Raw genomic sequence first — 25,683 nt, 5'->3', positions numbered from 1 at the left:
GTCAGGCCCTTCCCTTCGTCTCACGCTCGGCGACGACCACCGTGATGTGGCTCGTGCGCTTGAGGATCTGGCTCGCGCGGCCCTGCGCCCGGGGGCGGAACCGCTTGAGGGTCGGACCCTCGTCGACGTACGCCTCGGCGACGTACAGGTTGGTCTCGTCGAAGCGCTCACCGGCACGCTTGGCGCCCTCGCGGGCGTTCGCGATCGCGGACTCGACGACCTTGAGGACCGTCTCACCCGCGGCCTGCGGCGCGAACTTCAGCGTCGACACGGCCTCGCCGGCCTGCTTGCCACGGATGAGGTCCACGACGCGCCGGGCCTTCTGGGGCGTGACGCGGACGAACCGCGCCTTCGCCTTGGCTTCCATTGCTGTCCTGCCTTCTTGTCTCTGCCGTCAGGGCAGTCGCTGCGCCGACCCGCGGGTCAGCGGCGACGGCCCTTCCGGTCGTCCTTCTCGTGGCCGCGGAACGTCCGCGTCGGGGCGAACTCGCCGAGCTTGTGCCCGACCATCGACTCCGTCACGAACACCGGCGTGTGCTTGCGGCCGTCGTGCACCGCGAACGTGTGACCCAGGAAGTCGGGCGTGATCATCGAGCGCCGCGACCAGGTCTTGATGACGTTCTTGGTGCCGGCCGCGTTCTGCGCGTCGACCTTCTTCTGCAGGTGCCCGTCGACGAAGGGCCCCTTCTTCAGGCTGCGAGGCATTCTCCCGGCTCCCTATCAGCGCTTCTTGCCGGTGCGGCGGCGACGGACGATGAGCTTGTCGCTCGGCTTGTTCGGACGGCGCGTGCGGCCCTCCGGCTGGCCCCAGGGGCTCACCGGGTGACGACCACCGGACGTCTTGCCCTCACCACCACCGTGCGGGTGGTCGATCGGGTTCATCGCGACACCGCGGACCGAGGGGCGCTTGCCCTTCCAGCGCATGCGGCCGGCCTTGCCCCAGTTGATGTTCGACTGCTCGGCGTTGCCGACCTCGCCGATCGTCGCGCGGCAGCGCAGGTCGACGTTCCGGATCTCGCCGGACGGCATGCGCAGCTGGGCGTACGGGCCGTCCTTCGCGACGAGCTGCACGGACGCACCGGCCGAGCGGGCGATCTTCGCGCCGCCACCGGGCTTCAGCTCGATGGCGTGGATGACCGTACCGGTCGGGATGTTGCGCAGCGGCAGGTTGTTGCCCGGCTTGATGTCGGCACCGGCGCCGTTCTCGACGACGTCGCCCTGACGCAGCTTGTTCGGCGCGATGATGTAGCGCTTCTCGCCGTCCGCGTAGTGCAGCAGCGCGATGCGCGCCGTGCGGTTCGGGTCGTACTCGATGTGCGCGACCTTGGCCGGCACGCCGTCCTTGTCGTGACGACGGAAGTCGATCACGCGGTAGGCGCGCTTGTGCCCGCCGCCCTGGTGCCGCATCGTGACGCGGCCGGTCGAGTTGCGACCACCGGTCTTGTGCAGCGGACGGACCAGCGACTTCTCCGGCTCCGAGCGCGTGATCTCGACGAAGTCGGCGACGCTCGCGCCGCGGCGGCCCGGCGTCGTCGGCTTGTACTTACGGATTCCCATGGGGATCTGTCCTCAATCTGCTCTCAGGCCCGGTCAGCCGACCGGTCCGCCGAAGATGTCGATCGTGCCCTCGCGGAGGGTGACGATCGCGCGCTTCGTGTCCTTGCGCTTGCCCATCCCGAACTTGGTCCGCCGCGACTTGCCCTTGCGGTTGATCGTGTTCACGGACTCGACCTTGACCGAGAAGACCTGCTCGACGGCGATCTTGATCTCGGTCTTGTTGGCACGCGGGTCGACGATGAAGGTGTACTTGCCCTCGTCGAGCAGCCCGTAGCTCTTCTCGGAGACGACCGGCGCGATCAGGATGTCGCGGGGTCCTTGGCGACGGTGGTCACTTGGCGTCCTCCTCGGCCTCGGACGACGTCGCGACGGCGGTCGCGCCGCGGCCCTTGACGGGACCGGCGAGGAACGTGTCGAGCGCGCCCTGGGTGAACACGACGTCGTCGGAGACGAGCACGTCGTAGGTGTTGAGCTGGTCGGCGACGAGCAGGTGGACCCGCTCGACGTTGCGCAGCGACTTCCAGGCCAGCTCGTCCGCGCGCTCCACGACCACGAGGACGTGCTTGCGGCCGGACAGCGTGTCCAGGACCTGCAGCGCGGCCTTGGTCGACGGCGCCTGGTCGACACCGAAGCCGGTGACGACGTGGACGCGGCCGGCGCGGGCACGGTCCGAGAGAGCACCGCGGAGCGCCGCGGCCTTCATCTTCTTCGGGGTCCGCTGGGAGTAGTCGCGCGGGGTCGGGCCGTGGACGGTGCCACCGCCGGCGAACTGCGGCGCACGGGTCGAACCCTGACGGGCGCGGCCGGTGCCCTTCTGCTTGTACGGCTTCTTGCCGCCACCGGAGACCTCACCACGGGTCTTCGTGTCGTGCGTGCCCCCTGCCGCGCGGCGGCGAGCTGGGCGACGACGACCTGGTGGATCAGCGGGATGTTCGTCTGCGCGTCGAACACCTCACCGGGCAGGTCGGCCGTGCCGGCCTTCTTGCCCTGGGCGTCGAGCACGTCGACGGTCAGCGTCTCGGACATGAGGCTCATGCCCCCTTCACGGCGGTACGCACGACGACGACACCGCGCTTCGGGCCCGGAACCGCGCCCTTGAGCAGCAGCAGACCCTTCTCGGCGTCGACCGCGTGGACGGTCAGGTTCTGGGTGGTCTGGCGGGCGTTGCCCATCCGGCCGGCCATCCGCAGGCCCTTGAACACGCGCGACGGGGTCGAGGCCCCGCCGATCGAGCCCGGCTTGCGGTGGTTGCGGTGCGAACCGTGCGAGGCGGAGACACCGGCGAACCCGTGCCGCTTCATGACACCGGCGGTGCCCTTGCCCTTGGTGGTGCCGATCACGTCGACGAGCGCGCCGGCCTCGAAGGCCGCCGCGGTGATCTCCTGACCGAGCGTGAACTCGGAGGCGTCCGACGTGCGGATCTCGGCCACGTGCCGACGGGGGTGACCCCGCCTTCTCGAAGTGGCCCTTCAGCGGCTTCGTGACCTTGCGCGGGTCCACCTGGCCGTAGGCCAGCTGCACCGCGGCGTAGCCGTCGGCCTCAGCGGAGCGCACCTGGGTGACGACGTTCGTGCCGACCTCGACCACGGTGACGGGGACGAGACGGCCATCGGCGTCCCAGACCTGCGTCATTCCGAGCTTCGTGCCGAGCACCGCCGTGACGGGGCGCGCGTTCTGCTGGGTAACCATGAAGATCAGTTCCTTCCCAGCGTCAGAGCTTGATCTCGATGTTCACGTCCGCGGGCAGGTCGAGTCGCATGAGCGAGTCGACGGCCTTCGGCGTGGGGTCGATGATGTCGATGAGCCGCTTGTGCGTGCGCATCTCGAAGTGCTCGCGGCTGTCCTTGTACTTGTGAGGCGACCGGATGACGCAGAAGACGTTCTTCTCCGTCGGCAGCGGCACCGGACCCACGACCGTCGCACCAGCGCGGGTCACCGTGTCGACGATCTTGCGCGCCGAGCTGTCGATGACCTCGTGGTCGTAGGACTTGAGCCGGATGCGGATCTTCTGTCCCGCCATGGCGTCGTCTACTTCTCTCTCTTCGAACTGCCTGGTGTCCGACCCCGCACTCGGGCGTGTCGCTTTCCGCGACGTACCTCTGCGCCGGTCCCATCCGGCACGCGGGGCGCACGCCGGCGGGGACGAGGTCGTTGGTGTGATGGAGTCCCGCGCCGGGTGACCCCGGGCTTCCTTCGGACTCTCAACGCGTCCCTGCCCGCTCGTCCGGGGCGCTCCGCACGCACGCGCGCAGGCACCCCCGTCGTCGGGCAACTTGTCTAGTGTGCCAGCCAGGACCCGAAAGGTCCAACCGGACCTCCGTCACACCCGCACGATCACGCGGCACACCCCACCACCCCCGCCCGCCCCCTGTCCTCCTCGGTCCCCCTCGGAGGCTCCGAACGCGTTCGGAGGGTGCCGCGCGACATCGTGGTGGTCCGCGGAGCACCACGATGTCACGTCGGAGCCTCCGACGGCGCTGCGGTCAGGCGCGGGGGTGCACACCGGACGCCGCGAGGACGGCGCCGAGGGCGTCCGGGGACAGGGCCGTGTCCCAGGTCCAACGCACGACCTGCAGGCCCAGTGCGCGCAGGCGGTCCTCGCGGCGCTTCTCCGCCCAGACCCTGTCCTCGGGCTGCCGCCCGTCCGGCACACCGCCGGCGCGGTACTTCAGGCGCGCCCGTCGAACTCCCCCACGAGCCCGAGCTCCGGCCACCAGAAGTCGACCCGGCCCACGACGCCGGCGTCGTCCTCCACCACGTGCTGCAGCTCCGGCAGCGGCAGCCCGAGCTCGATCATCCGCGCGCGGCTCAGCGACTCCCCGACGGACTCGGAGAGCCCAGAGGCCGCCTCGACGACGCGACGGGCCCGGCGCACGCCCCGCCCGGTGCCCGCCGCCTCGAGCTCGGTCGCGAGTCGTGCCGGTGTCGTCCACCGGCGGTGCAGGGCGTGGTCCGCCGCGGCCACAGCGGCCGCGAGTTCCCAGGTGCGGGCGACGTCGACGACGGTGCGCGCCACCCCGGTCACACGCACGCCCTCGACCGTCGCGACGTGGCCGACCGGTCCGGGCGTCGCGTGGCGGCGGACGCCGGCCGACGACCGGTTGCCGACGCCGTGCGGCAGCGAGACGTGCACCGACTCCGGCCACCGGCCGATGCGCGGGAGACGCCAGAGCGCCGCGGCCGAGTCGTGGGTGAACACCGGCCGGTGCAGGCGGCGCGCTGCGGCGATCACCCGCAGCCGGTGCCGTTCCGCGTCCTCGAGCCCCTGCCACCGGTCTGCCGTCGTGTAGGCGTCGACCCGCACGCGCACGAGGTCACCGCGTGCGCAGGCCGCGCGCAGCTCGTCGCCGGACACCCCGGCCCGCTCGGCGTCCCGGGTCGTGATCACGCGGTCACGGGCGGCGAGGCCGCTCAGCACCTGCACGGTTCGAGGGTCCATCGCCCCACCTTGGCAGCCCCGGAGCCAAGCACGGCGGTCGTCCACAACCGACCTCACACACCTGCGACGCACACCGCCGATCCGGGTCGGAGGCTCTCTACGGATCCTCGGAGGGCTCCGCGGACCACCACGACGACGCGCGGCACCCTCCGAACGCGGTGGGAGCCTCCGAACGGAGGGGGAGGGTGCGTCCGAGGGTGGGGGTGGGGGGTGGGGGCGGGCGCGGGGGTGGGGACGCGAGAGGGCCCGGGCGCCGTAGCGCCCGGGCCCTCCCGAGTGGTGCTGGTCCCGCGAGGGGGTCAGATCACTTGATGATCTTGGTGACGCGGCCCGAGCCGACGGTGCGGCCACCCTCACGGATGGCGAAGCCGAGGCCCTCCTCCATGGCGATGGGCTGGATCAGCTGCACCGAGATCTCGGTGTTGTCGCCGGGCATGACCATCTCGGTGCCCTCGGGCAGCGTGATGACGCCGGTGACGTCCGTGGTCCGGAAGTAGAACTGCGGACGGTAGTTCGAGTAGAACGGGTTGTGCCGCCCGCCCTCGTCCTTGGCGAGGATGTAGACCTGGCCCTCGAACTCGGTGTGCGGGGTGATGGAGCCCGGCTTCACGACGACCTGGCCGCGCTCGACGTCCTCGCGCTTGGTGCCGCGGAGCAGGAGGCCGCAGTTCTCGCCGGCCCACGCCTCGTCCATCTGCTTGTGGAACATCTCGATGCCGGTGACCGTGGTCTTCTGCGCCGGGCGGATGCCGACGATCTCGACCTCGGAGTTGATCGCGAGCTTGCCGCGGTCGACCTTGCCGGTGACGACGGTGCCACGACCGGTGATCGTGAAGACGTCCTCGATCGGCATGAGGAACGGCTTGTCCATGTCACGCACCGGCTCCGGCACGGACTCGTCCACGGCGTCCAGCAGGTCCTCGACGGACTTGACCCACTGCGGGTCGCCCTCGAGGGCCTTCAGGCCGGAGACGCGGATGACGGGCGCGTTGTCGCCGTCGAAGCCCTGCGACGACAGCAGCTCGCGGACCTCCATCTCGACGAGCTCGAGGATCTCCTCGTCGTCGACCATGTCGGACTTGTTGAGCGCCACGAGCAGGTAGGGCACGCCGACCTGACGGGCGAGCAGGACGTGCTCACGCGTCTGGGCCATCGGGCCGTCGGTGGCGGCGACCACGAGGATGGCGCCGTCCATCTGCGCCGCACCCGTGATCATGTTCTTGATGTAGTCGGCGTGACCCGGCGCGTCGACGTGAGCGTAGTGACGCTTCTCCGTCTGGTACTCGACGTGCGCGATGTTGATGGTGATACCGCGCTGCTTCTCCTCCGGCGCCTTGTCGATCTCGTCGAACGGCGTGAAGGGGTTCAGGTCGGGGTACTTGTCGTGCAGCACCTTCGAGATGGCAGCGGTCAGCGTCGTCTTGCCGTGGTCGACGTGACCGATGGTCCCGATGTTGACGTGCGGCTTGGTCCGCTCGAACTTCGCCTTGCCCACTGGGTCCTCCTCAGGACTCTGGTGTAGAGATTGCCGAACGATGCGGGGGCTGGTCACCCTCGCGGACGTGCGGTCCTACGGGTCGGGTTGATTGGTCGTACTCGGTTCGACCTGTGGGACTACTCGCCCCGGGTCTTCTTGATGATCTCGTCGGCAACATTCCGAGGCACCTCGGCGTAGCTGTCGAACTGCATCGAGTACACCGCACGACCCTGGGTCTTCGACCGCAGGTCACCGACGTACCCGAACATCTCGGAGAGAGGAACCAGGGCGCGGATCACCTTCACGCCCGTCGCGTCCTCCATGGACTGGATCATGCCGCGCCGCGAGTTGATGTCGCCGATGACGTCGCCCATGTAGTCCTCGGGCGTGCGCACCTCGACGGCCATGACGGGCTCGAGGAGGACCGGGTCCGCCTTGCGGACGGCCTCCTTGAGGACCATCGACCCCGCGATCTTGAACGCCATCTCGGACGAGTCGACGTCGTGCGCCGCCCCGTCGAGGAGCGTCGCCTTGATGCCGACCAGCGGGAAGCCGGCCAGCACGCCCAGCTGCATCGCGCTCTGGATGCCCTGGTCGACCGACGGGATGTACTCGCGCGGGACGCGACCACCGGTGACGGCGTTGACGAACTCGTACGTCGCGCCGTCCTCGGAGACCAGCGGCTCGAAGGTCATCTGGACCTTGGCGAACTGGCCGGAGCCACCCGTCTGCTTCTTGTGCGTGTAGTCGATCTTCTCCACCGTGCGGCGGATCGTCTCGCGGTACGCCACCTGCGGCTTGCCGACGTTCGCCTCGACCTTGAACTCGCGCCGCATGCGGTCGACGAGGATGTCGAGGTGGAGCTCGCCCATGCCGCCGATGACGGTCTGGCCGGTCTCCTCGTCCAGGCGGACGCGGAAGGTCGGGTCCTCCTCGGCGAGCTTCTGGATCGCCGTGGAGAGCTTCTCCTGGTCGGCCTTCGTCTTGGGCTCGATGGCCACGTCGATGACCGGCTCGGGGAACGTCATCGACTCGAGGATGACCTGCGAGTTCATGTCCGACAGGGTGTCACCGGTGGTGACGTCCTTGAGGCCGATGAACGCGTAGATGTGGCCGGCCGTGGCCTCGTCGACAGGGTTCTCCTTGTTGGCGTGCATCTGGAAGATCTTCCCGATGCGCTCCTTCTTGCCCTTGGTCGAGTTCATGACCTGGGCGCCCTGCACGACCTTCCCCGAGTACACGCGGATGAAGGTGAGCTTGCCGAAGAACGGGTGCGCGGCGATCTTGAACGCCAGGGCCGAGAACGGCTCGTCGGCGTCCGGGTGCCGCTCGATGACGACCTCCGGGTCCTTGACGTCGTGGCCCTGGATGGCCGGGACGTCGAGGGGCGACGGGAGGTAGTCGACGACGGCGTCGAGCATGGGCTGGACGCCCTTGTTCTTGAACGCCGACCCGCACAGGACCGGGAACGCCTCGCCGGCGATGGTGAGCTTGCGGATGCCGGCCTTGATCTCGGCGACCGTCAGCTCCTCACCGCCCAGGAACTTCTCGAGCAGGTCGTCGTCGGTCTCGGCGACGGCCTCGAGCAGCTCGCTGCGGAACTGCTCGGCCCGCTCCTGGAGGTCGGCGGGGATCCCCTCGATCTCGTACTTCGCGCCCATCTCGGTCTCGCCGCGCCACACGAGCGCGCGCATCTCGACCAGGTCCACGACGCCGACGAAGTCGTTCTCGGCGCCGATCGGCAGCTGGATGACCAGCGGCTTGGCCTTGAGGCGGTTCACGATGGTGTCGACCGTGAAGTAGAAGTCCGCGCCCAGCTTGTCCATCTTGTTGACGAAGCAGATGCGGGGGACCTCGTACTTGTCGGCCTGGCGCCACACGGTCTCCGACTGGGGCTCCACGCCCTCCTTGCCGTCGAACACCGCGACCGCGCCGTCGAGCACGCGCAGCGAGCGCTCCACCTCGACGGTGAAGTCGACGTGACCGGGCGTGTCGATGACGTTGATCTGCGTCTCGTTCGGCTTGCCCTTGTTCCAGAAGGCGGTCACAGCAGCGGACGTGATCGTGATGCCACGCTCCTGCTCCTGCTCCATCCAGTCCGTGGTCGACGCGCCGTCGTGGGTCTCGCCGATCTTGTAGTTGACGCCCGTGTAGTACAGGATCCGCTCGGTCGTCGTGGTCTTCCCGGCATCGATGTGCGCCATGATGCCGATGTTCCGGACCTTGTTCAGGTCCGTGAGCACGTCCAGTGCCACAGGTTCAGCCCCTCGGTAGTGGGGTCCGCGCTACAGCTGGGGTCACCAGCGGTAGTGGGCGAACGCCTTGTTGGACTCGGCCATCTTGTGCATGTCCTCGCGGCGCTTGACCGCTGCGCCCAGGCCGTTGCTGGCGTCGAGGATCTCGTTCATGAGGCGCTCGGTCATGGTCTTCTCGCGGCGGGCGCGGAGTAGTCCGTGAGCCAGCGCAGCGCGAGGGTGGTCTGGCGGACGGGGCGGACCTCGACCGGCACCTGGTAGGTGGCGCCACCGACGCGGCGGGAGCGGACCTCGAGCGACGGGCGGACGTTGTCCAGCGCGCGCTTGAGGACGACCACCGGGTCGCTCTGCGTCTTCTCACGGACGCCCTCGAGGGCGCCGTAGACGATGGCCTCCGCGACGGACTTCTTGCCGTCGAGCAGCACCTTGTTGATCAGCTGGGTGACGACCGGCGATCCGTAGACCGGGTCGACGATGAGCGGCCGACGAGGGGCCGGACCCTTGCGAGGCATCGGTTCAGCCCTTCTTCGCGCCGTAGCGGCTGCGCGCCTGCTTACGGTTCTTCACGCCCTGGGTGTCCAGCGCGCCACGGATGATCTTGTAGCGGACGCCGGGGAGGTCCTTCACACGGCCGCCGCGCACGAGCACGATCGAGTGCTCCTGCAGGTTGTGCCCCTCGCCGGGGATGTACGCCGTCACCTCGATGCCCGAGGAGAGCTTGACGCGCGCGACCTTCCGCAGAGCCGAGTTCGGCTTCTTCGGGGTGGTCGTGTACACGCGGGTGCAGACACCGCGCCGCTGCGGGCTGCCCTTGAGGGCAGGCGTCTTCGACTTGTTCGTCTTCGCCTGCCGGCCCTTGCGGACCAGCTGCTGGATCGTAGGCACTACGTCTCCGTCTGTTCGGATGGTCTGGTCTGACCGGCACCCGTCACCCTGGACGGCCGGCATCGTGTGCGGATCGTCGCCCGTCGCGCGACTACCCCGCTGGTCTTGCGTCCCGAACCGACCCCCGCGCCCGGGCGTGTCGTCCCCGTCCTGCTCCGCACGCCGGTCCCGGGACTCCGGGGACGAGGTGCGGTGGGGGCGGCCACCCTGCGCTCACGGACGAGCGCGCGCGAGAGCCCGACGGCGCGGGCACGGTGTCCAACGTTACTCGCCGGTCCACGCACCGTCAAAGCAGGTGGTGGTGGTCCCCAGGCGGGTCACGACGGGTCCAACACCGCTCCCCCGGCCGGTGTTCCCCGGGCCGGCCGGGCCCGTGGCCGGGACGGCCGAGGGGGCCCGCCGCGCGTGCGCGCGACGGACCCCCTCGGACCGCGGTGACGTCAGCGGAAGTCGCCGAAGTCGATGTCCTCGAGCGGGATCGCCTCGCCCGAGCCGAGGCCCAGGGCGGGGAAGTCGATCTCGTCGTAGCCGAAGGACGGGTACAGCTCGGCCTTCGCCTCCTCGGTGGGCTCGACCGTCACCTCGTGGTACCGGGGCAGCCCGGTGCCGGCGGGGATCAGCTTGCCGAGGATGACGTTCTCCTTCAGGCCCAGCAGCGGGTCGGAACGGCCCGACATCGCGGCCTCGGTGAGGACGCGCGTCGTCTCCTGGAAGGACGCCGCCGACAGCCACGAGTCCGTCGCGAGCGACGCCTTCGTGATGCCCATGAGCTCCGGACGACCCGAGGCCGGCTGACCGCCCTCGGCGACCGCCCGGCGGTTCGCGTCCTCGAACCGGCCGCGCTCGGCCAGCTCGCCCGGCAGCAGGTCCGTGTCACCCGAGTCGAGCACGGTCACGCGCCGCAGCATCTGCCGCACGATGACCTCGATGTGCTTGTCGTGGATGTCCACGCCCTGGGAGTTGTAGACCTCCTGCACCTCGTCGACCAGGTGCTTCTGCGTCGCACGCGGGCCGAGGATGCGCAGGACCTTCTTCGGGTCCACGGCGCCCTGGACGAGCTGGGTGCCGACCTCGACGTGGTCGCCGTCCGAGACCAGCAGGCGCGAGCGCTTGGTGATCGGGTAGGCGATCTCCTCGGAGCCGTCGTCCGGGGTGAGGACGATCCGGCGGGTGCGGTCGGCCTCGTCGATGGTGATGCGGCCCGAGAACTCCGCGATGGGGCTCTCACCCTTGGGGGTGCGGGCCTCGAAGAGCTCCTGGACACGCGGCAGACCCTGCGTGATGTCCTCCGCGGAGGCCACACCACCGGTGTGGAACGTCCGCATCGTCAGCTGGGTGCCGGGCTCACCGATCGACTGCGCCGCGATGATGCCGACGGCCTCGCCGATGTCGACGAGCTTGCCGGTGGCCAGCGAACGGCCGTAGCACTTCGCGCAGGTGCCGACGCGGGACTCGCAGGTCAGCACGGAGCGGACCTTCAGCTCGGTGACGCCGGCCGCCACGAGGCGGTCCAGCAGCACGTCGCCGACGTCCTCGCCCGCACGGCCCACGACCTCGCCGTCGATCTCGACGTCGACCGCCAGGGTCCGGGCGTACACGCTGGTCTCCACCTTGTCGTGCCGGCGGAACGAGCCGCCCACCTCGACGGCGATCGGCAGCGTGAGGCCGCGCTCGGTGCCGCAGTCGTCCTCGCGGACGATGACGTCCTGGGAGACGTCCACCAGACGACGGGTCAGGTAGCCCGAGTCGGCGGTCCGCAGCGCGGTGTCCGCCAGACCCTTGCGGGCGCCGTGCGTCGCGATGAAGTACTCCAGGACCGACAGGCCCTCGCGGTAGTTGGACTTGATCGGGCGGGGGATGATCTCGCCCTTCGGGTTCGCCACGAGGCCGCGCATACCGGCGATCTGACGGACCTGCATCCAGTTACCACGCGCACCCGATCCGACCATGCGGAACACGGTGTTCCGGGCGGAGAAGTTCTCCTGCATGGCCTTGGCGACCTTGTCGGTGGCCTGCGTCCAGATCTCGATGAGCTCCTGGCGACGCTCGTCGTCGGTGATGAGGCCCTTGTCGTACTGACCCTGCACCTTCGCCGCGCGCGCCTCGTGCTCCGTGAGGATCTCCGCCTTGGCCGTCGGCGCCGCGACGTCCGAGATCGCGATGGTCACGCCCGAGCGGGTGGCCCAGCGGAAGCCGGCCTCCTTCAGGGCGTCCAGCGACGCGGCGACCTCGACCTTCGGGTACCGCTCCGCCAGGTCGTTGACGATCACGGACAGCCGCTTCTTGTCGACCACGCCGTTCTCGTACGGGTAGTCGACCGGCAGCAGCTCGTTGAACAGCGCCCGGCCCAGCGTGGTCTCGAACAGGAACGGCTGGTCCGCGACGAAGCCCTCGGGCTCGGTGCCCGGCGCGAACACCAGGCCGTCCATGCGGATCTTCACGACCGCGTTGAGGTCCAGCGAACCCTGGTCGAACGCCATGATCGCCTCGGCGACCGAGCTGAACGCCCGGCCGGCGCCCACCGGCTCCTCCTTGTCGGAGGTCAGGTGGAACAGGCCGATGATCATGTCCTGCGAGGGCATGGTCACGGGGCGGCCGTCGGACGGCTTCAGGATGTTGTTGCTCGAGAGCATGAGGATGCGGGCCTCGGCCTGCGCCTCCGCGCTCAGGGGCAGGTGGACGGCCATCTGGTCACCGTCGAAGTCGGCGTTGAACGCGCCGCAGACGAGCGGGTGCAGGTGGATCGCCTTGCCCTCGACGAGCTGCGGCTCGAACGCCTGGATGCCGAGACGGTGCAGCGTGGGCGCACGGTTCAGCAGCACCGGGTGCTCGGTGATGACCTCCTCGAGCACGTCCCACACGACCGGGCGCGCGCGCTCGACCATGCGCTTCGCCGACTTGATGTTCTGCGCGTGGTTCAGGTCGACCAGGCGCTTCATCACGAACGGCTTGAACAGCTCGAGCGCCATCTGCTTGGGCAGACCGCACTGGTGCAGCTTGAGCTGCGGGCCGACGACGATGACCGAACGGCCCGAGTAGTCGACGCGCTTGCCGAGCAGGTTCTGGCGGAACCGGCCCTGCTTGCCCTTGAGCATGTCGGAGATCGACTTCAGCGGACGGTTGCCGGGGCCCGTGACCGGGCGGCCGCGGCGGCCGTTGTCGAACAGCGAGTCCACGGCCTCCTGGAGCATCCGCTTCTCGTTGTTGACGATGATCTCCGGCGCGCCCAGGTCCAGGAGCCGCTTGAGGCGGTTGTTCCGGTTGATGACGCGGCGGTACAGGTCGTTCAGGTCCGACGTGGCGAACCGGCCGCCGTCGAGCTGCACCATCGGGCGCAGGTCCGGCGGGATGACCGGGACGGCGTCCAGCACCATGCCGGTCGGCGAGTTCGTCGTGGTGAGGAACGCGTTGACGACCTTGAGGCGCTTGAGGGCACGGGTCTTGCGCTGGCCCTTGCCGGTGCGGATGATCTCGCGCAGCGACTCGGCCTCGGCGTCCAGGTCGAACGCCTCGAGGCGCTTCTGGATCGCCGCGGCGCCCATCGAGCCCTCGAAGTAGTTGCCGTAGCGGTCCTGGAGCTGGCGGTACAGCAGCTCGTCGCCCTCGAGGTCCGCGACCTTGAGGTTCTTGAACTTGTCCCAGATCGTGTCGAGCCGCTCGATCTCGGCGTCCGCGCGCTTGCGGATCTGCGCCATCTCGCGGTCCGCGGAGTCGCGGACCTTGCGGCGGGCGTCCGCCTTCGCACCTCGGCCTCGAGCTCGGCCAGGTCGGCCTCGAGCTTCTGCGCGCGGGTGTTGATGTCGTTGTCGCGGCGGTCCGCGATCTCCTTCTTCTCCAGGTCGATCTCGTTCTGGAGGTTCGGGAGGTCCTCGTGACGGCCCTCCTCGTCGACCCACGTGATCATGTAGGCCGCGAAGTAGATGACCTTCTCCAGGTCCTTCGGCGCCAGGTCCAGCAGGTAGCCGAGGCGCGAGGGCACGCCCTTGAAGAACCAGATGTGCGTGACGGGCGCGGCCAGCTCGATGTGGCCCATGCGCTCACGGCGGACCTTCGAGCGGGTCACCTCGACGCCGCAGCGCTCGCAGATGATGCCCTTGAAGCGCACGCGCTTGTACTTGCCGCAGTAGCACTCCCAGTCCCGGGTGGGACCGAAGATCTTCTCGCAGAAGAGCCCGTCCTTCTCCGGCTTCAGGGTCCGGTAGTTGATGGTCTCGGGCTTCTTCCTCGCCGTGCGACCAGGCACGGATGTCGTCGGCCGTGGCCAGGCCGATGCGCAGCTCGTCGAAGACGTTGACGTCGAGCAAGGGGTCCTACTTCCTTCGCTTGCCGGCCCCGCGGTGGTCGCGGTCCGGCGGACGGAATGGTGCAAGGGGTGCGGGCGGCCCGCCGACCCCTGGTCACCCAGGGGCCGGCGGACGCTCGGCGTCAGATCTCGTCGATGCTGCTCGCGGCGTTCGGGCGCCGGGACAGGTCGATGCCCAGCTCCTCGGCGGCGCGGTACACCTCGTCGTCGTTCTCGCGCATGTCGATCGAGACGCCGTCGGACGACAGCACCTCGACGTTCAGGCAGAGCGACTGCATCTCCTTGAGGAGCACCTTGAACGACTCCGGGATGCCCGAGTCGGGGATGTTCTCGCCCTTGACGATGGCCTCGTACACCTTCACGCGGCCCGGGATGTCGTCCGACTTGATGGTCAGGAGCTCCTGCAGCGTGTAGGCCGCGCCGTACGCCTCGAGGGCCCACACCTCCATCTCGCCGAAGCGCTGGCCGCCGAACTGCGCCTTACCACCCAGCGGCTGCTGCGTGATCATCGAGTACGGGCCGGTCGACCGGGCGTGGATCTTGTCGTCCACCAGGTGGTGCAGCTTGAGGATGTACATGTAGCCGACGGACACCGGGTCCGGGAACGGCTCGCCGGAGCGGCCGTCGAACAGCCGCGCCTTGCCGTCCACGCCGACCATCCGCTCGCCGTCGCGGTTCGGCAGCGTGGCGCCGAGCAGACCGGTCAGGGTCTCCTCCGGCACGCCGTCGAACACCGGCGTGGCGACCGGGGTGCCCGGCTCCGAGGACTTCGCGATCTCGGGGACCTCGTCGATCCACGACAGGTCGCCCTCGGCCAGCTTCACGTCCCAGCCCTGCTTGGCGATCCACCCGAGGTGGACCTCCAGCACCTGGCCGACGTTCATGCGGCCCGGGACACCCATCGGGTTGAGGACGATGTCCACCGGGGTGCCGTCCGGGAGGAACGGCATGTCCTCGACGGGCAGGATCTTCGAGATGACGCCCTTGTTGCCGTGGCGGCCGGCGAGCTTGTCGCCGTCCGTGATCTTGCGGCGCTGGGCGATGTACACCCGGACCAGCTCGTTCACGCCGGCGGGCAGCTCGTCGCCGTCCTCGCGGTTGAACGTGCGCACCTCGATGACCGTGCCGGACTCGCCGTGCGGGACCTTCAGCGACGTGTCGCGGACCTCACGGGCCTTCTCGCCGAAGATCGCGCGCAGCAGGCGCTCCTCCGGGGTGAGCTCGGTCTCGCCCTTCGGGGTGACCTTGCCGACCAGCACGTCGCCCGCGGAGACCTCGGCGCCGATGCGGATGATGCCGCGCTCGTCGAGGTCCGCCAGCACGTCCTCGGAGACGTTCGGGATGTCCCGCGTGATCTCCTCCGGGCCGAGCTTGGTGTCGCGCGCGTCGACCTCGTGCTCCTCGATGTGGATCGAGGACAGCACGTCGTCCTGGACGAGGCGCTGCGACAGGATGATCGCGTCCTCGTAGTTGTGGCCCTCCCACGACATGAACGCGACCAGCAGGTTCCGGCCGAGGGACAGCTCACCCTCGTCGGACGCCGGGCCGTCGGCCAGCACGGAGCCGACCTCGACCCGCTGGCCGGCGTCGACCAGCACGCGCTGGTTGTAGCTCGTGCCCTGGTTGGCGCGACGGAACTTCGCGACGCGGTAGGTCGTCGTGGTGGCGTCGTCGTTCGCGACCGTGATGAGGTCCGCCGACACCTCGGTGACCACACCGGCCTTGCTCGCGACGATGAGGTCGCCGCCGTCGACCGCCGCACGCCACTCCATGCCGGTGCCGACCAGCGGCGCCTCGGAGCGGACCAGCGGCACGGCCTGGCGCTGCATGTTCGCGCCCATGAGCGCGCGGTTCGCGTCGTCGTGCTCGAGGAACGGGATGAGCGCCGTCGCGACCGACACCATCTGGCGCGGCGAGACGTCCATGTAGTCGACCGTCTCGGCCGGGACGTCCTCGGTGTCGCCGCCCTTGACGCGGACCAGGACGGTCTCGTCGGCGAACTTGCCGTCGGCGTCCACGACCGCGTTGGCCTGGGCGATGACGTAGCGGTCCTCGTCGTCGGCGGTGAGGTAGTGCACCTCGTCCGTCACGCGGCCGAACTCGACCTTGCGGTACGGCGTCTCGACGAAGCCGAACGGGTTGATGCGCCCGAACGTCGCGAGCGAGCCGATGAGACCGATGTTCGGGCCCTCAGGGGTCTCGATCGGGCACATGCGGCCGTAGTGCGACGGGTGGACGTCACGGACCTCCATGCCGGCGCGGTCGCGGGACAGACCACCCGGGCCGAGGGCCGACAGACGCCGCTTGTGCGTCAGGCCCGCGAGCGGGTTGTTCTGGTCCATGAACTGCGACAGCTGCGACGTGCCGAAGAACTCCTTGATCGACGCCACCACCGGGCGGATGTTGATCAGGGTCTGCGGCGTGATCGCCTCGACGTCCTGCGTCGTCATGCGCTCGCGCACGACGCGCTCCATCCGGGACAGGCCCGTGCGGACCTGGTTCTGGATGAGCTCGCCGACCGCGCGGATGCGGCGGTTGCCGAAGTGGTCGATGTCGTCGGTCTCGACGCGGACCTCGATCGCCTCGCCGCCCCGGCGGCCCGGGAGGGTCGCCACGTCGGCGTGCAGCGCGGCCATGTACTTGATCGCCGCGACGATGTCGTCCTTCGACAGCACCGAGTCCGCGAGCGGCACGTCGATGCCGAGCTTCTTGTTCAGCTTGTAGCGGCCGACCTTCGCCAGGTCGTAGCGCTTGGGGTTGAAGTAGAAGTTCTCGATCAGCGCGCGACCGGCCTCGACGGTGGGCGGCTCGCCCGGGCGGATCTTGCGGTACAGGTCGAGCAGCGCCTCGTCCTGGGTCTGGACGTGGTCCTTCTCCAGGGTGTCGATGACGGCCGGGAACTGCGCGAACTCCTCGCGGATCTCCGACTCCGTCATGCCGAGCGCCTTGAGCAGCACCGTGGCGTTCTGCTTGCGCTTGCGGTCGACGCGGACGCCGACGTTGTCGCGCTTGTCGATCTCGAACTCGAGCCACGCACCACGGCTCGGGATGATCTTGACGGTGAAGATGTCCTTGTCGGACGTCTTGTCGGCGGCGCGCTCGAAGTACACGCCCGGCGACCGCACGAGCTGAGACACGACGACGCGCTCGGTGCCGTTGATGATGAACGTGCCGCGCTCGCTCATGAGCGGGAAGTCGCCCATGAAGACGGTCTGGCTCTTGATCTCACCGGTGGTGTAGTTGACGAACTCCGCGGTGACGAACAGCGGGGCCGCGTAGGTGAAGTCCTTCTCCTTGCACTCGTCGGCCGTGTACTTCGGCGGCTCGAAACGGTGCTCGCGGAACGACAGCGACATGGTGCCGCCGAAGTCCTCGATCGGGGAGATCTCCTCGAAGATCTCCTCCAGACCAGCGGTCTCCGGGACGTCGGTGCGGCCGGCCTCGAGAGCGGCGGCGACCCGGGCCTGCCACTTCTCGTTGCCGAGCAGCCAGTCGAAGCTCTCGGTCTGGAGCCCGAGGAGGTCCGGGACCTCCAGCGGCTCGTCGATCCGGGCGAAGGAGAGGCGGCGGGATGCGGTGCGGTTCGCGATGGCTTCGGACGGTGCGGAGGAGGTGCGCGAGGCAGCCAAGAGGGGTCCTTCCCAGCAGATCGAGTTCCCTGCGACGGGCCCGGCGGTTCGCGGTCCCCGGCCTCGGGCCCCCAGGGCATCGCGTACTACGATGCCTGGTGGGCGCGGGTTATACGGGATCGCGGGCACAGGCCAGCGCAAAGCGCTAGCGTAGTACAGACCTGGCGCTCTGTCCACTGTCCGTGGTATGGGCGCGGCACCGCCGCCGTCGCCCGCCGCGCGCCCCACCCCGGCGCGCGCCCCGCTTCCCGCTCCCCTCCTCCGCTTCCCCTCCCCTTCCCCCTTCCGCGCCGTCGGAGGCTCCGACGGGTGATCGTGGTGGTCCGCGGAGCACCACGATCCCGCGCGCCCACCTCCGAGCACGTTCGGAGCCTCCGAAGGGGCACCGCCCGGCGCCCCCTCCCCTGCCCCTTCACGCGCACATCCACCCGTCCGGCTCTGCCGGCGCCCGCCCACATCACCCGTCGGAGGCTCCGACGGGTGATCGAGGTGGTCCGCAGAGCACCACGATCCCGCGCGCCCACCTCCGAACGCGTTGGGAGCCTCCGAACGGAGGGAGGAGGGGCTGGGCGCGGAGGCGGGACTGGGGCGCGGAGGCGGGAGTGGAGTGCGGGGGCGGGGGCGGCCCCGCCGGGGACGGCGAGCCGGCGGGGTGGCGGGGTGGCGCGGGAGGGTCGGGGGGACGGCGAAGGCCCGCACCCCGGGGGTGCGGGCCTTCGCGCGGAGCGTCCGGGCGGTCAGCGCGTGGGCGCCGGCCGGCCGGGGCGGGTCACTTGAGGGTGACGGTGGCGCCGGCGCCCTCGAGGGCGGCCTTGGCCTTGTCCGCGGTCTCCTTGTTGACGTTCTCCAGGACCGGCTTCGGCGCGCCGTCCACGAGGTCCTTGGCCTCCTTCAGACCGAGAGAGGTCAGGCCGCGCACCTCCTTGATGACCTGGATCTTCTTGTCACCGGCGGCCTCGAGGATGACGTCGAACTCGTCCTTCTCCTCCTCGGCGGCGGCGTCGGCACCGGCACCGCCGGCGGCCGGGGCGGCCACGGCGACAGCGGCCGGGGCGGCGGCGGTGACCTCGAAGACGTCCTCGAACGCCTTCACGAACTCGGAGAGCTCGATGAGGGTGAGGCCCTTGAACTGCTCGATGAGCTCGTCGGTGGTGAGCTTCGCCATGATGGCGGTTCCTTCCGTTCGGTCCTCACCGGTCACGTCGACCGGCGAGGAAGGGTGTGAGCGCCGAGAGCCCTGGTGGCTCAGGCAGCGGTGTCGACGGACTCCTGCTTGACGCGGAGGGCCTCGACGGTGCGCACGGCCTGCGCGGCGGGAGCGGTGAAGAGGTAGGCCGCCTGGAACAGCTTGGCCTTCATCGCACCGGCCGCCTTGGCCAGCAGGACCTCGCGGGACTCGAGGTCCGCGAGCTTGGTGACCTCCGCAGCGGTCAGGGCGCGCCCGTCGAGGACACCGCCCTTGATGACCAGTGCGGGGTTCGCCTTGGCGAAGTCACGCAGACCCTTGGCCGCCTCGACCGGGTCACCGGTGACGAAGGCGATCGCGGACGGGCCCTGGAGCGCGTCGTCGATGCCGTCGATGCCGGCTTCCTTGGCCGCGATCGCGGTCAGCGTGTTCTTCACCACGGCGTAGTTCGCGTTGCCGCTGAGCGACCGTCGCAGCGTCTTGAGCTGCTTGACGGTGAGCCCGCGGTACTCGGTCAGCACGGCCGCGTTGGACCCGCGGAACAGCTCCGCGATCTCCGCGACGGCGGCTGCCTTGTCCGGCCTCGCCATGGCAATCCTTCCGGTGGTGGTGCCGCCGGGCGTCGTCCTCGACCCCGCACAGAGGAAGAGCCCCGGCGCAGGCCGGGGCTCGCATCTCGCGCGTTCGCACGCACGACCATCGAATCCTCGCCTGCGCGGGCCTCCGCCGGAGCGGGACTTCGGGCGGCTCCGGGCACGCCCCGCGGAAGCGGGAGGAGCACGGGAGCCGACGACCTGCGGTCTTGGGCAGCGACCAGACTACGGCACCCCGGCGCTGCGCCCAAATCCGCCCGTCAGCCCGGCAGGTGCGACGCCAGCAGCTCCGCGAGGTGCACGCCCTGCACGCCGCCGAGCTGGTCGGCCTGCGTCCGGCACGAGTACCCGTCGGCGAGCAGGACGTCCCCGGGTGCGGCCTCCCGCAGGGCGGGCAGCAGCGCACGCTCCGCGACCTGCACCGACACGTCGTAGTGGCCGGCCTCCATGCCGAAGTTGCCGGCCAGCCCGCAGCACCCCGCGAGCGTGGAGAACGACGCGCCCGCGCGCAGCAGCTCCTGGTCGGCGGTGAACGTCATGACGGCGTGGTGGTGGCAGTGCGGCTGGACGACGGCGGTGACGTCGGACAGGTCGGGCGGGGTCCACCGCTCCCCCGGGCCGACGGGGGCCGGCGCGGTGAGCAGCTCGGCGAGGGTCCGGGTGGCGCGGGCGACGGCCACGGCCCGGGGGTCGTCCGGCAGCAGGTCCAGCAGGTCGGAGCGCAGCACGGCGGTGCAGGACGGCTCGAGCCCCACGATCGGGACGCCGTTGACGGCGTAGGGGCCGAGCACCTCCAGCAGGTGGGTGAGGCGCTTGCGCGCGCCGTCGAGCTGACCGGTGGAGATCCACGTCAGGCCGCAGCAGGCGTCGTGGTCGGGGACGAGCACCTCGTACCCCGCGGCTCGCAGCACCCGGACGGCGGCGACGGGGATCGACGGGGCGAGCGCGTCGCTGAACGAGTCCGTCCACAGCAGGACGGGCGGCCTGCCGGACGTGCCGGTGACCGACAGGTCCGTGCCGCCGGCCGCGCGGGGGCGACGCCGCGGCGCACGTCGACCTCGCCGCGCCGGACCCGCGACCGGAACGGCGCCGGGGAGAAGTCCACCATCGACCGGCGCGTGTCCATGCCGCCGAGCCGGAGCACGGCCTTGGCGACGGGCCGGACGCCGAGCACCGCGTTCGCGAGGCGTGCGAGGCCGGGCACGCCGGTGACGAGCCGGGTCCAGCGGGGCAGCCAGCCGAGGGCGTAGTGGTTCACCGGGCGCAGCCGGCGGCGGTAGGTGCGGTGCAGCACCTCGGCCTTGTACTGCGCCATGTCGACGCCGGCCGGGCAGTCGGACGAGCACGCCTTGCAGGACAGGCACAGGTCGAGGACCTCGTGCACCTCCGGGGAGGTGAAGCCGCGGGAGACGAGCGAGCCGTTCGCCATCTCCTGGAGCACGCGCGCGCGGCCCCGGGTGGAGTCCTTCTCGTCCCGCGTCGCGAGGTACGAGGGGCACATGAACCCGCCGGCCGCCGAGGAGTCCGCGCGGCACTTGCCGACGCCGACGCACCGGTGCACGGCCGTGGTGAAGTCGCCGTGGTCGTGCCCGAACGCGAACCCGCCGTGACCCGCCGGGATCGGGCGGGCGTGCGGGCGCCGCAGGTCGGCGTCGAGCGGGCGCGGGCGCACGAGCACGCCCGGGTTGAGCAGGTCGTCCGGGTCGAGCAGGGCCTTGAACGCCTCGAACGCCCCGATGGCCCGCTCGGAGTACATGACGGGCAGCAGCTCCGAGCGCGCGCGGCCGTCGCCGTGCTCGCCGGACAGCGACCCGCCGTGCGCCGCCACGAGGTGCGCCGCGTCGGTCATGAACGACCGCAGCGGGTCGCCGGACCGCTCCATCGGCACGTCGAGCCGCAGGTGCACGCAGCCGTCGCCGAAGTGCCCGTACGCCAGCCCGTCGACGCCGTGCTGCGCCATGAGGGCCTCGAGCTCGCGCAGGTACGCACCGAGGCGCTCGGGCGGCACCGCGGAGTCCTCGAACCCGGGCCACGCCTGCTCGCCCGAGGGCGTGCGCCCGCCGAGGCCCGCACCGTCCTCGCGGATGCGCCACATCGCGGAGGCCTCCGGCCCGGGCGGGAAGACGCCGACCGCGCGGGTGCCGGCGTCGGCGGCCAGCGCCCGCGCGCGCCCCAGCGCCTCGTCCAGGCTGTCGCCGCCGACCTCGACCATGAGCCAGCCGGCGCCCTCCGGCAGCGGGGGACGGCCGCGGCCCCCTTGACGCGCCGCACGACGTCGACCAGGCGGGCGTCCATGCCCTCGATGGCGAGCGGCCGGTGCGCCAGCAGGGCGGGGACGGCGTCGGCGGCCGTGGCCATGTCGGGGTAGCCGAGCACGACGAGGACGGGGGCGGCGGCGACGGGGACCAGCCGGACGGTCGCGCCGAGCAGGGTGACGACGGTGCCCTCGGTGCCGACGAGCGCCTTCGCGAGGTCCGCGCCGTTCTCCGGCAGCAGGTGCTCCAGGGAGTAGCCGGACACCTGACGCCCGAACCGCCCGAGCTCGGTGCGCAGCACCTCCAGCTCCGAGCGGACCAGGGCGTCCAGACCGGGCACCGGGTCCAGGCCCCGGCCGGCGGTGAACCGGCGGCCGCGGCCGTCGACGACGTCGAGCTCGAGCACGTTGTCGGCGGTCCGGCCGTACGCGACGGCGCGCGGACCGCACGCGTTGTTGCCGATCATGCCGCCGAGCGTCGCGCGCGCCTGCGTGGACGGGTCCGGGCCGAAGCGCAGACCGTGCGGCGCGGCCTCGCGCTGCAGCATCGCCATGACGACGCCCGGCTCGACGCGCGCGGTCGAGGACGCGGGGTCGACCTCGAGCACGCGGTTGACGTGCCGGGACCAGTCGAGCACCACGCCGGTGCCGACCGCGTTGCCGGCGACGGAGGTGCCGCCGCCGCGCGACGTGACCGGGGCGCCGAGCCCGCGGGCGACCTCGAGGGCCGCGAGCGCGTCGTCCACGTCACGCGGGAAGACGACCACGGACGGCACGACGCGGTAGTTGGAGGCGTCGGTGGCGTACTCGGCGCGGCGGCGCGTGGAGTCGTCGACCCCGCCGGCGACGACGGCGCGCAGCGCGCGGACGAGCTCGGCGGCGTCGGCGGCGGCCTGCGGGGCTCCCGGTGACGTGACGGTCGGCACGGGCGCCAGTGTCGCACCGCACCCCCGGCCGGCCCCGGGACGTCCAGCACGCGGGCGGCGGACACCGGTCGACGCGGCCACCGCGCCCGGCGGCGCGGCACGCGGGCGGCACGCGGGCCGCACCCGGCGCCGCCGCGGTCGCCGGTTCAGCGACGCGCGAGCGGGCACCCGCCGCAGGCCGGGGCCGTCCGCTGCACGGTGCCGCACCCGGAGCACCCCAGCTCGAGTGCCGTCGCGGGCGTCACGACCCCGAGCCGCACGGCGTGGTCGAGCGCGGCCTCCGCCACGCCCGGGTCGATGCCGAGGCGGGCCGCGGCGAGGCCGGGCCGCACGCCGGCGCGGACCTGGGCGACGACGTCCTCCAGCACGCTCACAGCAGCCTCCCCACCTGGAACACCGCGACCGCGAGCACCCACGCGACCGCGAGCTGCACGCCGACCGCGCCGGCCGTCCAGCGGGTGCCGAACAGCCGGCGCTGCTCGCCGACCGTCGCGAGGCACGGCGTGTACGCGAGCACGAAGACGAGGAACGCGACCGCGGCGGCGGCACCGTGGCCCCCGACGCCTGCTCGAACGTCGCGCGGATGCGGGCGCCGAGGTCGCCGGCGTGCGCCGGGTCGTCGGGCTCCTCCACGGCGTAGGTCTGCGCGAACGAGCCGACGACGACCTCCTTGGCGACGAAGCCGGTGGCGAGGGCCGCGGACATGTGCCAGTCGTCGAACCCGGCCGGCGCGAACACCGGCGCGACGGCCTCCGCGGTGCGGCCGTACAGGCTGTCCCCCACCGGGACGTCCCCGACGGCGTGGTGCCCGGTGACCGGCACCGCCATGAGCAGCCACACCACCGCGAGGGTCGCGACGATGATCCGCCCCGCCTTCGTCACGAACGAGGCCACGCGCGACCACGCCGACAGCAGCAGCGCGCGGACGCGGGGCCGCTGGTAGGCGGGCAGCGCCAGGACGAGCGGCTCGCGGCGCAGGTCCCGGAACAGCGTGCGGCGCAGCGCGAGTCCCCGAGCACCACCAGGGCGATGCTCGCCACGTACATCGCGAAGATGACGGTGCCGGCGCGGTCCGGGAAGAAGATCCCCGCGATCAGGATGTACACCGTCAGGCGCGCAGGGCACGAGGTGTACGGCACGAGCAGCCCGGTGAGGAGGCGGCTGCGGGCGTCGGGCAGGCCGCGGGTGGCGGACAGCGCGGGCAGGTTGCAGCCGAACCCGACGACGAGCGGCAGCATCGCCCGGCCGTCCAGGCCGATGGCGCGCATCGCCCGGTCCGCCACGAACGCCGCGCGGGCCAGGTAGCCCGAGTCCTCGAGCAGCGCGAGCGCCAGGAACACCAGGGCCATCAGGGGCGCGAACGACAGCACGGTGCCGACGCCCGCGAGCACGCCGTCGACCAGCAGCCCCTCGACCCACGGCGGCCCGGGCAGCCAGCCGCGGACCCAGTCGGCGAGCAGCCCGTTGACGAGGCCGTCGACGCCGTCGATGAGCGGGCCGGCCACCGTGGTCGCGAGCTGGAACATCGCCCACATCACGGCGAGGAACACCGGGATCCCGCACCACGGGTCCAGGAGCAGCCGGTCGACGCGGTCCGACAGAGTCCGCACGACCGGCACGGTGGGGGCGCCGTCCGCGAGCTCGCGCTGCACGGCGTCGGCCCAGTCGAGCAGCGCCGACGCGTCGGCGAGCGGGCCGTCCGTCGCGGCGTCGGCGACCCCGGCGGCGTCGGGCCCGGCGGCGTCGGGCCCGGCGGCGTCGGCGGGCTCGGCCCCCGGCGCCGCGGGATCGATCCCCCGCACGGCCGGCACCCCGCCGGCGAGCGCGTCCCGCACCGACGCGCCCAGGTCGGCCAGCCCGCGCCCGGCGCGCGGGTCCACCGCGACCACGGGGACGCCCAGGACGTCGGCGAGCCGCGCGGTGTCGACCTGCAGGCCGCGGGCGGCGGCCACGTCGGACATGGTGACGACGACGAGCAGCCGGCTGCCCGCGCGCGCCGCCTGGGCCACGAGGTAGAGGGAGCGACCGAGCGCGGTGGCGTCCACGAGCAGGACGGCCAGGTCGGGCGTGCCGACCGACCCGCGTCCCGCGACGGCGTCGGCGGTGACGCGCTCGTCGGGCGACCGGGCCAGCAGGCTGTAGGTGCCCGGCAGGTCGACCAGGCGCACCCGCGCCCGCGCGCCGTCCGCGTCGGCGGGGAGCCGCCAGGCGCCGACCTGCAGCTCGACGGTGGTGCCGGGGGCGTTCGTGACGGTCTGGCGGGCGCCGGTCAGGGCGTTGAACAACGTCGACTTGCCGACGTTCGGGTTGCCGACGAGCACGACCGTGGCGGTGCGGGCGCCCAGCGTGGCGGTGGCCGACGCGCCGGGTGCCGGCTCGTGGCAGCTCACGCGGCGTCACCGCCGGCGAGGTCCGAGACGCGCACGCGGGCGCAGGTGGCCGCGTCCACGGCGAACCGCTGCGCGCCGATCGCCACGACGCGCCCGCCGAACGCGGCGCGGTGGGTCACCCGCACCACCGCGCCCGGCCGCAGGCCGAGCTCCCCGACGCGCAGCCGCGCGGTCGCGTCGACGTCGACGGCGAGCACCCGGGCGTCGGTGCCGGTCGGCCAGTGCGCGAGGTCCATGCCGCCGACGGTAGAGGTGAGGCAAGCCTCTCCTCATGGGACTCAGGTCCCCCGCCGGCGCGGCGACGCCCCCGCCCCGGGCGGACGCGCGGGACGGGGGCGTCGAGCCGGGGCTCAGTCGAGCGCGGCGTCGAGCGTGATCTCCGTGCCGGTGAGCGCCTTGCTGACCGGGCAGGTGGCCTTGGCGTCCTGCGCGGCCCGGAGGAAGCCGGCCTCGTCGAGCCCGGAGACCTCGCCGCGCACGCGCAGGGCGATCCCGCTGATGCGGAAGCCGCCCGCCGGGTCCGGGCCGAGCGTGACGTCCGCCGTGACCTCGAGCGACTCCGGCGTGCCGCCGGCCTCGCCGATGAGGGCGGACAGCTGCATCGCGTAGCAGGAGGAGTGCGCCGCGGCGATGAGCTCCTCGGGGCTCGTGGTGCCTCCGGCCTCGTCGGCCGCGCGCTTCGGGAACGACACGTCGTAGGTGCCGACCTTCGAGCTGCTCAGCTCCACCTGACCGCCGCCCTCGTTGAGGGTGCCGTTCCAGGCGGTGCGTGCGGTGCGCGTGGGCATG

Annotated in this window: 18 protein-coding genes and 6 pseudogenes; all 24 read right to left on the bottom strand. The window is 71.5% G+C overall.

Annotated elements, in window-relative coordinates:
• Nucleotide 1: 1 nt before the first annotated feature.
• The 24 genes and pseudogenes from rplV to P9841_RS15275 all read right to left on the bottom strand — a co-directional run bounded on the left by rplV (nt 2) and on the right by P9841_RS15275 (nt 25,682).
• Nucleotides 2-367: a 50S ribosomal protein L22 gene (gene rplV / locus P9841_RS15400; RefSeq protein ID WP_146838613.1), complete on the bottom strand. Its 366-nt coding sequence runs from the start codon at nt 365-367 to the stop codon at nt 2-4.
• Between the two features lie 56 nt (nt 368-423).
• The gene (rpsS, locus tag P9841_RS15395; RefSeq protein ID WP_146838615.1) at nt 424-705 is read right to left on the bottom strand and encodes a 30S ribosomal protein S19; all 282 of its coding nucleotides are present in this window, start codon (nt 703-705) and stop codon (nt 424-426) included.
• 15 nt (nt 706-720) lie between these two features.
• Nucleotides 721-1,557 (bottom strand): 50S ribosomal protein L2, encoded by an 837-nt coding sequence (rplB, locus tag P9841_RS15390; RefSeq protein WP_222170248.1) that lies wholly within the window; start codon nt 1,555-1,557, stop codon nt 721-723.
• Nucleotides 1,558-1,590: 33 nt separating this feature from the next.
• The gene (gene rplW, locus P9841_RS15385; RefSeq protein ID WP_502848927.1) at nt 1,591-1,863 is read right to left on the bottom strand and encodes a 50S ribosomal protein L23; all 273 of its coding nucleotides are present in this window, start codon (nt 1,861-1,863) and stop codon (nt 1,591-1,593) included.
• Nucleotides 1,864-1,888: 25 nt separating this feature from the next.
• A pseudogene (rplD, locus tag P9841_RS15380) lies at nt 1,889-2,583 on the bottom strand (50S ribosomal protein L4).
• A 5-nt stretch (nt 2,584-2,588) separates the two neighbouring features.
• Nucleotides 2,589-3,246, bottom strand: a pseudogene (gene rplC / locus P9841_RS15375) (50S ribosomal protein L3).
• A 22-nt stretch (nt 3,247-3,268) separates the two neighbouring features.
• Complete coding sequence (rpsJ, locus tag P9841_RS15370) at nt 3,269-3,577, bottom strand: 30S ribosomal protein S10 (protein WP_012867945.1); 309 nt, start codon at nt 3,575-3,577, stop codon at nt 3,269-3,271.
• A gap of 463 nt (nt 3,578-4,040) precedes the next feature.
• Nucleotides 4,041-4,208, bottom strand: coding sequence for a hypothetical protein (locus tag P9841_RS15365; RefSeq protein ID WP_283319489.1), 168 nt, complete (start codon nt 4,206-4,208; stop codon nt 4,041-4,043).
• A gap of 17 nt (nt 4,209-4,225) precedes the next feature.
• The gene (locus tag P9841_RS15360) at nt 4,226-4,996 is read right to left on the bottom strand and encodes a type IV toxin-antitoxin system AbiEi family antitoxin (protein ID WP_283319488.1); all 771 of its coding nucleotides are present in this window, start codon (nt 4,994-4,996) and stop codon (nt 4,226-4,228) included.
• A 304-nt stretch (nt 4,997-5,300) separates the two neighbouring features.
• Nucleotides 5,301-6,491, bottom strand: a complete 1,191-nt coding sequence (tuf, locus tag P9841_RS15355; RefSeq protein WP_222170252.1) for an elongation factor Tu — start codon at nt 6,489-6,491, stop codon at nt 5,301-5,303.
• Nucleotides 6,492-6,610: 119 nt separating this feature from the next.
• Nucleotides 6,611-8,728, bottom strand: coding sequence for an elongation factor G (gene fusA / locus P9841_RS15350; protein WP_283319487.1), 2,118 nt, complete (start codon nt 8,726-8,728; stop codon nt 6,611-6,613).
• A 42-nt stretch (nt 8,729-8,770) separates the two neighbouring features.
• A pseudogene (gene rpsG, locus P9841_RS15345) lies at nt 8,771-9,240 on the bottom strand (30S ribosomal protein S7).
• A gap of 4 nt (nt 9,241-9,244) precedes the next feature.
• Nucleotides 9,245-9,613, bottom strand: coding sequence for a 30S ribosomal protein S12 (rpsL, locus tag P9841_RS15340; protein ID WP_147794366.1), 369 nt, complete (start codon nt 9,611-9,613; stop codon nt 9,245-9,247).
• Between the two features lie 440 nt (nt 9,614-10,053).
• Nucleotides 10,054-13,917, bottom strand: a pseudogene (locus P9841_RS15335) (DNA-directed RNA polymerase subunit beta').
• Nucleotides 13,918-14,038: 121 nt separating this feature from the next.
• Nucleotides 14,039-17,545 carry a DNA-directed RNA polymerase subunit beta gene (rpoB, locus tag P9841_RS15330; protein ID WP_283319486.1) on the bottom strand — a complete coding sequence of 1,169 codons (3,507 nt, stop codon included), beginning with the start codon at nt 17,543-17,545 and terminating at the stop codon, nt 14,039-14,041.
• A gap of 769 nt (nt 17,546-18,314) precedes the next feature.
• Complete coding sequence (gene rplL, locus P9841_RS15325; protein ID WP_146840772.1) at nt 18,315-18,710, bottom strand: 50S ribosomal protein L7/L12; 396 nt, start codon at nt 18,708-18,710, stop codon at nt 18,315-18,317.
• An 80-nt stretch (nt 18,711-18,790) separates the two neighbouring features.
• Nucleotides 18,791-19,321, bottom strand: a complete 531-nt coding sequence (rplJ, locus tag P9841_RS15320) for a 50S ribosomal protein L10 (protein ID WP_283319485.1) — start codon at nt 19,319-19,321, stop codon at nt 18,791-18,793.
• Between the two features lie 263 nt (nt 19,322-19,584).
• A pseudogene (locus tag P9841_RS19195) lies at nt 19,585-22,504 on the bottom strand (FAD-binding and (Fe-S)-binding domain-containing protein).
• A 146-nt stretch (nt 22,505-22,650) separates the two neighbouring features.
• Nucleotides 22,651-22,878 (bottom strand): hypothetical protein, encoded by a 228-nt coding sequence (locus P9841_RS15300; RefSeq protein WP_283322043.1) that lies wholly within the window; start codon nt 22,876-22,878, stop codon nt 22,651-22,653.
• On the bottom strand, nt 22,875-23,021 hold the full coding sequence (locus P9841_RS15295; RefSeq protein ID WP_283322042.1) for a hypothetical protein: 147 nt from the start codon (nt 23,019-23,021) through the stop codon (nt 22,875-22,877). Before P9841_RS15295 ends, P9841_RS15300 begins: the two co-directional genes overlap by 4 nt.
• 164 nt (nt 23,022-23,185) lie before the next feature.
• Nucleotides 23,186-23,461 (bottom strand): annotated as a pseudogene (locus tag P9841_RS19030) (ferrous iron transporter B); the annotation flags it as partial.
• Nucleotides 23,383-24,894 (bottom strand): ferrous iron transport protein B, encoded by a 1,512-nt coding sequence (gene feoB, locus P9841_RS15285; protein ID WP_283319482.1) that lies wholly within the window; start codon nt 24,892-24,894, stop codon nt 23,383-23,385. The gene feoB and the pseudogene P9841_RS19030, both read right to left, overlap by 79 nt.
• Nucleotides 24,891-25,130: a FeoA family protein gene (locus tag P9841_RS15280; RefSeq protein WP_283319481.1), complete on the bottom strand. Its 240-nt coding sequence runs from the start codon at nt 25,128-25,130 to the stop codon at nt 24,891-24,893. Before P9841_RS15280 ends, feoB begins: the two co-directional genes overlap by 4 nt.
• A gap of 114 nt (nt 25,131-25,244) precedes the next feature.
• Nucleotides 25,245-25,682, bottom strand: coding sequence for an OsmC family protein (locus P9841_RS15275; protein WP_283319480.1), 438 nt, complete (start codon nt 25,680-25,682; stop codon nt 25,245-25,247).
• Nucleotide 25,683: the final 1 nt, after the last annotated feature.

The organism is Cellulomonas sp. ES6, assembly GCF_030053835.1.
Classification (GTDB): Bacteria; Actinomycetota; Actinomycetes; order Actinomycetales; family Cellulomonadaceae; genus Cellulomonas.
Note: the sequence above shows the minus strand (reverse complement) of the source record. Positions and strands in the feature narration are given on the sequence as shown.